The organism is Paenibacillus sp. J31R30, assembly GCF_059692115.1.
In genome coordinates, this window is record NZ_JCAUAV010000023.1 from 35,436 (window position 1) to 47,946 (window position 12,511).

Consider the following 12,511-nt stretch of genomic DNA (forward strand, 5'->3'; position numbering starts at 1 on the left):
TCATGACAACGATGCAGCATGCAAGCATGAAAAAAACAAGATCGGCAAAAGCAATTACGGTCATGTCGGTATTAGCTGTACTTATTATCATTGTTTTTATTATAAGTATGAACACAGGCGTCATACGTTTGAGCCCTCTTGAGGTGCTGCGAACGTTCGTTGGAGGCGGGACTGCAAAGCAGGGGATTATCCTTTTTGATTTCCGGTTGCCGCGTATCGTCATTTCGATATTAGTTGGAGCGGGGCTAGCGGTTTCTGGCGCCATCCTGCAAGGAATCTCGCGAAATATGCTGGCCGACCCAGGGATACTAGGTATCAATGCAGGAGCGGGACTTGCGATCATTCTGGTCGTATCCTTTTATAAAAATAATGCCTCAGGTCCATTGTTCTTCATGCCGATGATCGCGATGCTGGGGGCAGGCTTGGCCGCGCTATTGATTTATACCCTTTCGTACATAAAAGGTAAAGGCATCTCGTCATCCCGTCTACTCCTTGTCGGGATCGCAGTTTCCGCGGGTATTGCTTCCCTGATGCTGCTGCTCAGCATTCGCTTGGATCCGACGGATTATCAGTTCGTACAGGTCTGGTTAGCCGGAAGTATATGGGGTACGAATTGGAAGTTTGTACTGGCCTTATTACCGTGGATTGTCATCCTCATTCCTTACGTCATGTTCAAAGCGAATGTGCTGAATGTGCTGAACCTAGGGGAGATGACGTCCATTGGCTTAGGAATACGGATGGAGCGGGAACGACTTGGATTATTGGCTGCAGCCGTTGCTCTTGCAGGTGCATGTGTGGCTGTCGGCGGTGGAATAGGCTTCGTAGGATTGACTGGTCCCCATCTGGCCAGAAGGCTAGTTGGACCCAAGCATCAATATTTAATTCCAGCCTCCGCACTCACAGGTGGGCTGCTGCTTATTGTCGCGGATACGATCGCGCGAGGGATGTTTCAGCCAACAGAGGTTCCGACAGGTATCGTAGCCGCTGTAATCGGAGCGCCTTATTTTCTGTATTTACTAGTTCGGACGAGGGCTTCGTAAGAGGGCTTCGTAAGAGGCAAAACATAGAAATCCACAGTGGGCCTACCAGCCTGCTGTGGATTTTTTTTATTTTCATAAATCTAATGTAAATGTTAGATAACATGACGCATATACTAAAACAATAAATTAATTGTCATATATATTGACATAATTCTAACATTCGTTTAAAGTAATTAAAATTCTTCTCTAGCGTGCTGGCGCCACAGAGAGGCAAAGGGAGAGATGGGAGATGGCTCACATGCGAACAACTGATTTGTTAGCGAGATTACCTAAGGTGGATCTTCATTTACACTTGGATGGAAGTGTGAAGCCCGAGACGATTCTGGAGCTCGCTCTCCAACAAGGCATATCATTACCTGTTTACGATAAAGATGGACTCATCCCGCATATGCGAGTGACTGACAATTGCGGCAGTCTTATTGAATACTTAGGTAAATTCGATTTTACGACAAAGTTCCTGCAAACAGGGGCAGCCTTAGAACGTGTTGCTTATGAAGTGGTAGAGCAATCCGTGGAGCACAATTGTCGATATGTTGAGGTTCGTTTCGCGCCTCAGCTGCATCGCAACATGGGGTTAACTTTGGAAGAGACGTTCCACTACGTTACCCAAGGGTTGAAGCGTGCGCAACGCGATTTTGGAACGAGATTCGGTGTCATTGCCATTTGTATGCGAAATCACGCTTGTGCCGATAACTTGGAAGTTATTGAAGCAGCGGCAAAGTTTGTAGGAAAGGGCGTCGTTGCTGTTGATTTGGCTGGCGATGAGGCGACTTATCCTCCTGAATTTTTCCGAGAAGTGTTCGCTAGATCACATAAACTGGGCATTCCTGTTACCATTCATGCAGGTGAAGCGGCAGGTGCGATTAACGTCTACGAGGCGGTCACACATCTGGGTGCCACACGCATCGGGCATGGGGTGAGGCTGAAGGAGAATGCGGAAATTTTGGAAATGGTTAAGGATCGCCGTATCCCGCTAGAGATGTGTCCGATCTCCAATATCCAAACGAAGGCCGTAGCTTCGTGGGAGGCTTACCCGATCCGGGAGTACTTGGATCAAGGGCTGATCGTAACGATTAATACCGATAATCCAAGCGTATCCGGTACTAATATAACCAATGAGTATCGTGCGCTCGCGGAGCGATTTGCTTTTACAACACCGGAGCTAGTGAAGCTTATCATGAATGGTGTGGAGGCGGCTTTTATGGGAAAGTGCGATAAAATCATGTTCAAACAAGAGATGGAAGCCGAGCTTAGCAGCTTGGGTGTATATAATTGAGCGAAAGCTGAAGGGAATCTGTTGCGATGCGCAGCAGATTTTTTTTGACATCTCGGAATTTATAAGTTTTTGGGGTAAGCAAAGCTTTCCCTACTTTACCACATAAGAATTTATAAGTTTCCGGTACTCGGAAGAACATATTCTTATTGGCGATAAAAACTACCATATATAGGGATCTTTGGTTGGAGACCAAAGTCTCTCCGCTTTAAAACGCGGTCGCTCATCCTCGAAGGGCTTCGATAGAAGTTTTTCTCATTATGTTCGGTTCATATGTGATGGCAAAAATGCAATAGAGCATCCTTTTCAGAGGAATTCACTTCAACGTTTTGAATAAATGCAAAAAGGCATCTTTTGGGGTCGTAAAAGATTAATCAGAGCGGAAAATACAGAAATTGATGCCTTTTTGCATCAATTTAATCTGAAATCGTGTATTTGATAGAGAAAAGATGCACTTTTGCATTTCTCAGCCGATAGAAAGAGTAAGCTGGTTGTCGTTTGCAGCTTGGAGGTTGCCTGCCTCAATACTACCATATATAGGGATCTTTGGTCGGAGACCAAAGTCTCTCCGCTTTAAAGCGCGGTCACTCATCCTCGAAGGGCTTCAATAGCAGCTTTTCTTATTTATACGGATGCACACTATGTTAAAATAAGGGAATATTTTCAAATCCTTGCGGTTGGAGGCGTGGCTATCGTGGAGTATTACAAGCAGCTTAGACAGTTCGTTGGGCATAATCCCATCATTTTGCCTGGAGCAGTCGTGATCTTGGTCAATGAGCTTGGGGAAGTTCTCTTGCAGCAAAGGCCGAATGAAACCTGGGGGTTGCCAGGAGGGCTTATGGACTTGGGAGAGTCCTTTGAAGATACAGCTAGGCGCGAATTTTTTGAAGAAACTGGTTTGACACTTGGTGAGTTGTCATTAGTTGATGTGTTTTCTGGCCCTAAGTATCATTGCACCCTTTCGAATGGTGATGAATTTTTTGCGGTAACCGTGGCCTATATGGCAAGTGAAGCTACAGGTGAGTTAGCTATAGAAACAGCTGAAAGCAGGGATTTGCGATATTTTGATGTGCACCATTTGCCTGAAGTGGTGGGGGAAGTGTATAGGGAAAGTATAGAGGCTTATGTAAAAAGAGGAAAGTCATTAGCTAGTGGTTGTCGTACATAGACTACGCAACTTGCACGGGGTCTCTAACGTCTAAGTCAGAACAGATTTGAAATAGAGATAGCATGAACAGGAGTGTTGAAATGAAAAAGTTTATTCTAGGCTTAGCATGCGGGATTGGGTTGACTGCGGCTACGGGTGTGTATGCGTCGGATATGGTGCAGACGTACCTTTTTCCAGCTAAGTTCATCATTCATGGTGAAAAGAAAAGTACGGATGGCTATCAAACGTTGAATTATGATGGGCATGTGTACGTTCCTGTACGATTTATTGCGGAGAACATGGGGAATAAAGTGGCCTACGATGAAGCAACGCAAACCATAGTTGTCGATGACGGCTTTACGATTCTGGATATTAATAATCCTGGGATGAGTGCAGGGCACATATCTATTCAGAAAGAGGGTACCCATTCAGTCATTAAGGGACAACTGTTTATCGGCCATGATGCATGGGATTATAAGTATATTGAAGCTTATCAGTCATTGAATCCAGGTGTCGATTTAAGCAAAACAGATGCAGCAGGCAACCTTGCTTTCTGGAACGATAAAGGCGAGTTGATGGAGAAGTTACCTTATGTGATCAATCAAATACCGATACTGAAGGAGCAAATCATTTCTTTCCAAACAACGAGTCAAACCGATATTTCTGCTTATAAAATGGTTACATTAGAAAGCAACACGCCTTCTCCTGCACGTATGCCTGGGTATACAGCGCCAGCTTTCATTCAGGATACTTCCAATAAGGTCACCTTTGGTTTGGTTGATGTTCTGAAGAGTGGGGAATATACCATTGTTAGGGGCTTTTTAGACAGTGTGGTAGACAAGGAGATACCTGCGAATAAACCGATTGCTGTTACGTTTTATGATGAAAAGGGCGGTGTTCTGGGGACGGCAACCACGACGCTAGGGGTGGAGAAGCCTCGGGGAATCATGCCTTTTGCGGTGTTTGTTGGCAAGGGCGATTTCACGAAGTATAAGTCGGTAAAAGTGGAGTTGGCACAGTGAGCTGCGGATAATAGCTTTCTGCCAATAAGCCAGCATGAATAGGATTAAACAAGCAATTTAAGAGCAAGGCTACGATATAGTAGACTCATCTCAAAAGGAATGGAAGGCATACATGCATACCTACATCATTACTGGCGGTTCCAAAGGCCTCGGCGCTGCCCTCATCCGGCAGCTGCTAGAGCAAGGAGCTGCGGTCCATTACATTTCCCGCAGCGAGAACGAGACCTTGCACCAAGAGGCGCTGCGCGTGGAAGGTCAGCTGACCTTCCACGCTTACGACTTGGCGCAAACCGAAGGCCTCGATTCGCTCATGGAGCGAATCCTCTCCAAACAGGATGGCGTGGCATCCGTCACGCTCATCAACAACGCGGGCATGCTCGAGCCGATGACGTCGATCGGCCGAGCAGCCACAGGCGACCTGCAGCGCAGCTTGCAGGTCAATCTCGTCTCACTCGCGGTGCTGACGAATAGCTTCATTCGGCTCACGCAAGCGTGGCCGATCATGAAGCGGGTCGTCGGCATTTCCTCGGGCGCGGGGCGCAAGCCCTACCCCGGCTGGGGTGCCTACTGCACCGCCAAAGCCGGGTTGGACATGCTCACGCGCTGCGTCGGCACCGAGCAAGCGCGTGAGCAACACCCTGTGCTGATCTGTTCCGTGGCACCGGGTGTGGTAGACACGGATATGCAGCGGGAGATTCGCGCTGCTTCGGAAGAGGACTTCCCGCAGGTGGGCCGGTTCGTCCAGCTCAAAAAGCAAGGCGAGCTGCGCTTACCCGAAGATACCGCTAAGCAGCTGTTGTACTTGCTGCAAGCGAACGCATTCCAACAAGGCGAGGTCGCCGACTTGCGCACCAAAGAGCCCGTGTCGTAATCCGACACGGGCTCTCTCTCTCTACGTATCTATTGAATGCTGCCGCTAACCTTGCCTCCAGCCGAAAGCTCAGAGGTACAGAACTTGCAGCGTGAAGCCTGCGCAGGTATTTCAGATAAACAATGAGGACAATCTTTGGTTGTAACTGCTTTTTCCTTCGGTGCTTCCTTCTTGCGGAACTTGCCGATTTGACGAACAACCATGAAAATAACGAACGCTACGATCAGGAAATCTAAGAAGGTTGATAGGAATTGACCGTATTTAAAAACAGGAGCTTCAGCCTTAATAGCGTCTGCCAATGTAGCGTAATGTTCCCCATTTAATGCGAAAAACAAATTATTGAAATTCACTTTACCAATAAGCAAACCAACGAGCGGCATGACCAAATCATTCACAATTGACGTTATGACTTTACCGAAAGCCCCGCCGATAATAACCCCGACTGCAAGGTCGAGCATGTTTCCTTTGAATGCAAAATCTTTGAATTCTTTTAGCATGATGTACCCCCATGAGACTATGATTGATAGCATTGTACCATAGTTGATAGAGCCCAAACAAATGCGCTCTAACCGATTTTTGGGACGATTTTTTATAATAGAAAGGGGTTCATATGTGCCTAATCTACCCTCGGACGTGCCCTGCCTACACCCTCACACCAATAATCTCCTTCAAAGCTTGAACAAGCACAGCATTCTCTTCGGAAGTCCCAATCGAAATCCGAACATGATTCGGAAGATTCCAGCCCCCGGCATATCGTACAATAACCCCGCGACGCATCAAATTGTCATATATGGTTTTGGCTTGCGGCCCCAGATCGACGAGTACAAAATTACTCATGCTTGGCGTGAAAGGGATAGATAGTGCGCGCAATTCGGTATAGAGTTCTTCCTTCACCTTTACATTATTCGAACGTGTTGACTCGAGATGCTGATCATCCTTGATGGCTGCAGCAGCGGCAACCTGTGCGAGCATGTTTACATTGAAAGGCTCTTTGACCTGACGAATTCGCTCCAGAATACCAGCATCGGCGATGCCGTAGCCCGCTCGTATGCCTGCCAAGCCATATATTTTGGAAAAAGTTTGCAGCACGACAACCGGAAAGCCTTCACGGACTAGCGTAAGGCCATCGCAGTAATCTTCAGCGGTTACGAAATGGCTATACGCGCCATCGAAGATCACAAGTACATGAGAGGGAAGACTTTTTACAAGTCGGTGCAAGTCTGTTTTTGCAATATATGTGCCTGTCGGATTGTTTGGAGAACAAATATAGAGCATTTTGGTGCGTTCAGTTACGGCTTCGAGAATAGCTTCTACTTCATAGCGATAGTTCTCACCAAGAGGTACGCGAATAATGCTAGCTCCAAGTAAGTTGGCTCCAAATTCGTACTCGCTAAATGTCGGTGAGGGAACAATGACCTCATCGCCAGGCTCTAAATAAGTTTCGGAGAGAAGTGTTATCAGTTCATCTCCTCCATTGGTAACCAGAACCTGATCAGGCGTGAATCCGCGTTTTTCTGCAATAACCTCTCGAAGTTGAACAGTCTCCGCATCCGGATAGCGATGAATGTCACATACATAAGATTGAATAGCCTCCAGAGCAAGAGGGGAAGGGCCTAATGGATTTTCATTAGAGGCTAATTTCGTAACCTGTGTGACCCCGAATTCGCGTTGAACCTCCCAAATAGGTTTACCGGGCGTGTAGGGTTTCATTGAAGATAAAATGCTGCGGGTCTTGATATTTTCGATACCTGGACCTTTCATATGCACCGCTCCTTCTCTTTAAATTACTTTATTTAGATAGTACATTAACTTGGTAAAGTAGTAAAGTGAAAAGTTTGCGTACCCAGTTAATGGTAGTTTGGTATATGATACAAATTATAGGTGTTCTTCATAGAGAAGGGATGGCAGCAGGATGAGGAAGATGAGATTCGGTATTCGTGCCAAAATTATGATTGGATATGCATTCATCATTTTCTGTTTAACGCTATCATTTGTACTTGTTAATCATCAGTTGGCCTCCATGCAAAGAGATCGCAACTATGTGATCGAGCACGACTTTGCCGTCAGTAGAGAATCGAATCTTCTTGAGAAATATGTCATGGATATGGAAAATGCGCAAAGAGGCTACTCACTCACAGGGGATGTTAAATGTTTAGAACCCTATACCACTGGAGAGGTCAAGTGGAGAGATTCTTATAACCGATTAGAAGAATTAACGAATGATAATCCTGTGCAGGAGAAGAATCTGGCCACCCTCAAACACTCGATTGAAAATTGGCTTATACAAACAGGTGGGACTATCCCCACGATGAGAAATGGTTTGGAAAACGAGAGTTATTTTAAATTTACATTCTTTGTCACCCATCAAAATATTCTCGATATTCGCTCGCAATTAAGTCGATTTCGCACCCTGGAAATGGGGTATGTCAGGGATCGGGCGGCACATCTTGATGCACAGAATGAGATGCTCACCAACTCGTTATTTGTCATGCTGGGACTCGTACTCATTTTCTCATTGATTACCGCGATCGTTATCTCGCGATCGATTGTTGGGACGATTAAGCAGGTCACCAAGAGCATCATCAAGCTCAGTTCCATGAAGCGGGATCGTTCGAAGCGCATTCATGTCACGATGAATGATGAAGTGAAAGATTTGGCTGACGCCACGAACGTCTTGCTGGAGAGTCAAGAAGAGATCGAGTGGCAGCAGCGGAAGTTGACAGAAGTGGTCCATATGCTGCAAGGTATTTCTGATTTGGAAACGTTAGGAACATCCTTTATCCGCAAAGCGGCGGAATTGTTTGGTGCATCCTTCGGTGTATTCTACATTCGAAGCGTACACGAAGATAAGGAAAGTATGATGAGGTTGGCGGCCTATGCGGCGATGGGCGAGAGTGCTGAAGCAGGGAAACCGTATTTCCAGTTTGGGGAAGGCTTAGTTGGTCAGTGTGCGATTGAGAAGCGAATCGTTCATCTTACACACGTTCCTGAAACCTATATCAGCTTGAAATCAGGATTGGGGTCGGCAAGCCCGCAAAGTGTGCTTATTGTTCCGATTATCCATAATCAAGAAGTCATTGCCATTATGGAGCTGGCTTCTTTTGAGAAATTTACGTCACTTCAGTTAAGTTTGCTGGATGATATTCTAGAAGTGTTAGGAACGATCGTACATAGCGTGCAAACACGTGTTGAGTTGGAGCGGCTCCTGAGAGAGTATCAGGTCATGACCGAGGAGCTTCAATGTCAGCAAGAAGAACTGCATAAAACCAATGAACAATTGGAGGAAAGAAATCGCTACGCAGATGAAAGGTCGAGGGAGCTGGAGCACATGAAAGCCTCCTTTGAAGAACATGCTATTCAATTGGAGATGAGCTCGCGATACAAATCGGAGTTTTTGGCTAACATGTCCCATGAGCTGCGTACGCCGCTTAACAGTATCCTGATCCTTTCCCAGATGCTCCAAGAGAACAATCATCGAACCCTGACACAGGACGAGAAGGAGTATGCCCGAGTTATTCATTCTTCAGGGAACGATTTACTGCTGCTGATCAATGATATTCTAGATTTGTCCAAAGTTGAAGCAGGTAAATTGGATATTCATATTAGCGAGCTGCATATTAACTGGCTTCCGGAGCTGATGCAAAGTCAATTTGAGAAAATAGCCGAACAGCGAAAGCTTAAATTTCAGATTGAATTGGATACTCATCTCCCGAAAATCTTCTATACAGATGAACAGAGACTCAGTCAAATTATGAAAAACCTGCTCTCCAACGCATTTAAGTTCACCCATGATGGCTCTGTACAAGTGGATATTCGGCTGTGCAGTGTGGATCAAATTGAGGAGCTGCTGCCTTCAATTCAGCCCACACAGGTTATGGCTATTACCGTCAGGGATACCGGTATAGGTATACCGCTTGAGAAGCAAGAGGTTATCTTCGAACCGTTCCGTCAAGCGGATGGCACAACGAATCGGAAATATGGAGGGACAGGCTTGGGCTTGTCGATTAGCCGAGAGTTGGCGAGGCTTCTTGGAGGCTGCATCTATATGCAAAGTGAGGAAGGCAAAGGCAGCACCTTTACTGTACTTGTGCCGTCTTTACCGCATCTGTTGGGGGAAACCACCTCCATGCATTTGGAAGCTGCCGCTGCATCCACGGCCACAATCAGTGAATATTTGCTTCGGGACTCCGGTCAGGAATGCTCTGACATTGAGAATAGCAAGCTTTTTAAAGATCGCAGAGTGCTTGTTGTTGATGACGATGTGCGTAACGTATTTGCGCTCTGTAATGCATTTGAGCGAATGGGCATCATTGTGAGCGTTGCTCAGAACGGACAAGAGTGCCTTGAACTGTTGGCAAAGGAGCATCGCATTGAGCTAATCCTCATGGATATCATGATGCCGGTTATGGATGGGTATGAAGCGATGCGTTTGATTAGGAAAAATCAGCAATATGCCGAGGTCCCAATCATTGCCCTCACTGCCAAGGCCATGAAACAGGACAGGGAAATCTGCTTGCAGGCTGGTGCTTCCGATTATATTAGCAAGCCGCTGCATGTAAGCCAACTGCTCACTCTTATGCATGTTTGGTTGAGTAAATAGAAACAGAAAGACCTTTGAATAACTTCCACTTAGGGAGTAGTCAAAGGTCTTTTGTGTCACAGCACATTTCGTTCTGTATGAACCTCAAAATGGTAAATGGTGTTGCGCGTCAATACTCGGAAATCCAGTCCGTCTTGATCGATCGCTTGCACGCGTGTTGTTTTGAATGGTGTAGGTTGCCTAACCCCGGATAATGTCATTGGACATCCAACTTCGGTCGGGTTCACTTCAAGAAATGTTTGCCCTTGAATCTCATCGAAATCGAATCGATCTGACCGATGCTTGGGGGTAATCCCATCCACCTCATAGATTTGCAGTAGCTTTAACAACCTCATGCTGGAGCCCTCCCGTCTTTGCTTTCGTATTTATTATACACGGACACCTCTTTTTTTGCGAAGATTGAAAACCTAACATAAACCTAAAGAAGTCCTCATACTTTCCTAGTTCCCAAATTATACAATTGACTTATCAGAATCGGAGGTGCTGCTAGATGCTACACACAAAAGTGTTAATCGGGGAAAAAGAAGTTCTCATTTTTTTCGAATCTATGTACCAAGAGTATTCACAGCGAGCCGTAGAAACCATAACGAAACATCTCACGAATGCTCAGGTGAGGAGCGTATTTGATAACCTGGGATTAGTTCACACAACGAATACCGAGGTAACCCTCTTCTCTCTGAACGGAGAAATGGAGACAATTTTAATGACATGATCGCCGTCTAGCCCTTCTCACTATTTTTCGCTACAATGAAGAGGGTTAGATTAAGGAGGTTGGTACTTACTTATGGCGGTAATGAAATTAGAGCATGTGGGTGTCATGGTAGCAAACTTAGAGGCATCTATTGCATTTTATGAAAATGTGATCGGACTTAAGCACAAAGATACGTTGCTTCATACCAATGGCGTAATTAGACTTGGGTTTCTTGGTTTTGATAATCAAGGTGAAACGGAAGTTGAACTGATCGAAGGGTATAATGCCAACCTGCCGCAGGAAGGCAAAGTGCATCACTTGGCTTTTACTGTAGATGATGTGGAAGCCGAATTCGCAAGAATTCAAGGCCTAGAGGTCAATCAGCTGGATACGGAAATTACAACACTGCCGAACGGTTCTAGGTATTTCTTCTTTAATGGGTTAGATGGCGAGCGAATTGAATTTTTCCAATCAACGCGTGGATAGGTTTAGCATTTGCTAGATTAGGGCATCCTTTTACTAGAGTGATAGATTCTAGCGAAGAGGTGCTTTTTTCATGTCAAAGGTTTGGACACAAATGTTGATAGGTGCAACCATCCTTGGCCTCTTCTTCGGGTGGATCCGTCATGTAGATGCTCAGGCCGAACAAGATGCGCGGTTATTACTGAGTGTGGCAAAGCCGTTTATGAAATCGAATCAACATATTACCTTTAAATATACAGGCTATTTTGGAACGTGTGATGGTGTGGATGCCAAGGTAATGGCCGCTGGCGAAAGCTTGTCGCAAGATCTGGGCTTTATGCCAATGAATAAGGAGCAACTTTCCTCCCAACGCGGTATCTATTCAGTAAAATCAGAAGTTGAAGCAGGCGCGGTGATGACACTAACGGTTGCCAGTCCTGTGGGTCAATCAGCTTGTTATGCTGTGTTGCGATTGGATGCTTTGGGAAATGTGGAACAGGACCGCCTTTTGAAATGGCAGGAGCAAATGAGCACACAATTAAAGGAACAGGGTATTCAAGGCATATGGAATGTGATGACACAAGGAAATACTGCTGAGGATATCTCATTACAAAATAGCCCCAAGGAATTCCTAGCTGAGCTAGTTCATGCTTATAAAGGAAACGTTGTTGAAAGCTACGAAGATGCCACGACCTTCAGTACGTCGCTTGCTTCATCTGAATTCGAAGCTTCTATACAAAGTGGTAACCAAAAGGTGAATGTCCAAATCGCACTTCATCTAGATACGACTTCAGGACTCTGGCGTATAACCGTAGGGACACCAATTATCACAATGGAATATTAAATGGGGAGAGGGTGCCGTGCAGGCATCCTTTTTTAGTTCCGAATACTTGTAGGAACAATTCGAAACAATGGCAATAGTGGAACTTTTCCAAAGGGGTTGTAATTGATTTGTAGGCATGGTACATTAGTCCTCGTTGTTCTGAAGCAAACAACCACGAACGAAATGAAAGTGGACTTGCTTTCCGACAATGAGGTATGGTAAGATGACTTTCCGACAGACACCGACAACAATTGACAAGAAAAAAATGCTTGCAATTGAGAAACGTTCTGTGGTATATTACTTCTCGCTGCTTCGGTAACACGGCAGTGAGTGAAAGAAATTGATCTTTGAAAACTGAACAACGAGTGAGTAAGCACGAACGAGAAATCGTTCAAAAAGAGATTGCAAAATCTCGCTAGCAACGCAAATGAGCAATTAAGCTTTCAGATATACGGACAAGCAATTGTCCAAACTATTATGGAGAGTTTGATCCTGGCTCAGGACGAACGCTGGCGGCGTGCCTAATACATGCAAGTCGAGCGGGTTTACCCTTCGGGGTAAGCTAGCGGCGGACGGGTGAGT

The 12,511-nt window shown here is 45.6% G+C and carries 10 protein-coding genes, 1 rRNA gene and 1 pseudogene; 9 read left to right on the forward strand and 3 right to left on the reverse strand.

The window, feature by feature from the left end:
* The first annotated feature begins 2 nt into the window (after nucleotides 1-2).
* The 5 genes from AC58QO_RS32850 (at nucleotide 3) to AC58QO_RS32870 (ending at nucleotide 5,353) form a co-directional block, all read left to right on the forward strand.
* On the forward strand, nucleotides 3-1,040 hold the full coding sequence (locus AC58QO_RS32850; protein WP_497272979.1) for a FecCD family ABC transporter permease: 1,038 nt from the start codon (nucleotides 3-5) through the stop codon (nucleotides 1,038-1,040).
* Between the two features lie 238 nt (nucleotides 1,041-1,278).
* Nucleotides 1,279-2,316: an adenosine deaminase gene (gene add / locus AC58QO_RS32855; protein WP_497272981.1), complete on the forward strand. Its 1,038-nt coding sequence runs from the start codon at nucleotides 1,279-1,281 to the stop codon at nucleotides 2,314-2,316.
* 691 nt (nucleotides 2,317-3,007) lie between these two features.
* A complete protein-coding gene (locus tag AC58QO_RS32860; RefSeq protein WP_497272983.1) occupies nucleotides 3,008-3,481 on the forward strand; it encodes an NUDIX hydrolase in 474 nt (157 codons plus the stop codon).
* A gap of 80 nt (nucleotides 3,482-3,561) precedes the next feature.
* A complete protein-coding gene (locus AC58QO_RS32865; RefSeq protein WP_497272985.1) occupies nucleotides 3,562-4,482 on the forward strand; it encodes a stalk domain-containing protein in 921 nt (306 codons plus the stop codon).
* A 112-nt stretch (nucleotides 4,483-4,594) separates the two neighbouring features.
* Nucleotides 4,595-5,353, forward strand: coding sequence for a (S)-benzoin forming benzil reductase (locus AC58QO_RS32870; protein WP_497272987.1), 759 nt, complete (start codon nucleotides 4,595-4,597; stop codon nucleotides 5,351-5,353).
* A 29-nt stretch (nucleotides 5,354-5,382) separates the two neighbouring features.
* Here AC58QO_RS32870 and mscL read toward each other — a convergent pair whose 3' ends face one another.
* Together mscL and hisC are read right to left on the reverse strand one after the other, a co-directional pair.
* Nucleotides 5,383-5,850: a large conductance mechanosensitive channel protein MscL gene (gene mscL / locus AC58QO_RS32875; protein ID WP_497272989.1), complete on the reverse strand. Its 468-nt coding sequence runs from the start codon at nucleotides 5,848-5,850 to the stop codon at nucleotides 5,383-5,385.
* A 145-nt stretch (nucleotides 5,851-5,995) separates the two neighbouring features.
* A complete protein-coding gene (hisC, locus tag AC58QO_RS32880) occupies nucleotides 5,996-7,114 on the reverse strand; it encodes a histidinol-phosphate transaminase (protein WP_497272991.1) in 1,119 nt (372 codons plus the stop codon).
* Nucleotides 7,115-7,265: 151 nt separating this feature from the next.
* Between hisC and AC58QO_RS32885 the strand changes: the two are divergent.
* Nucleotides 7,266-9,917, forward strand: a pseudogene (locus tag AC58QO_RS32885) (ATP-binding protein); the annotation flags it as partial.
* A gap of 92 nt (nucleotides 9,918-10,009) precedes the next feature.
* Here the strand turns inward: AC58QO_RS32885 and AC58QO_RS32890 are convergent.
* Complete coding sequence (locus AC58QO_RS32890; protein WP_497272993.1) at nucleotides 10,010-10,288, reverse strand: hypothetical protein; 279 nt, start codon at nucleotides 10,286-10,288, stop codon at nucleotides 10,010-10,012.
* A 449-nt stretch (nucleotides 10,289-10,737) separates the two neighbouring features.
* On the opposite strand from AC58QO_RS32890, the gene AC58QO_RS32895 reads away from it, so the two are divergent.
* The 3 genes from AC58QO_RS32895 to AC58QO_RS32905 form a co-directional block, all read left to right on the forward strand.
* The gene (locus tag AC58QO_RS32895) at nucleotides 10,738-11,130 is read left to right on the forward strand and encodes a VOC family protein (RefSeq protein ID WP_497272995.1); all 393 of its coding nucleotides are present in this window, start codon (nucleotides 10,738-10,740) and stop codon (nucleotides 11,128-11,130) included.
* A gap of 70 nt (nucleotides 11,131-11,200) precedes the next feature.
* Nucleotides 11,201-11,950, forward strand: a complete 750-nt coding sequence (locus tag AC58QO_RS32900; protein WP_497272997.1) for a YwmB family TATA-box binding protein — start codon at nucleotides 11,201-11,203, stop codon at nucleotides 11,948-11,950.
* A 453-nt stretch (nucleotides 11,951-12,403) separates the two neighbouring features.
* Nucleotides 12,404-12,511, forward strand: a 16S ribosomal RNA gene (locus AC58QO_RS32905); the annotation flags it as partial.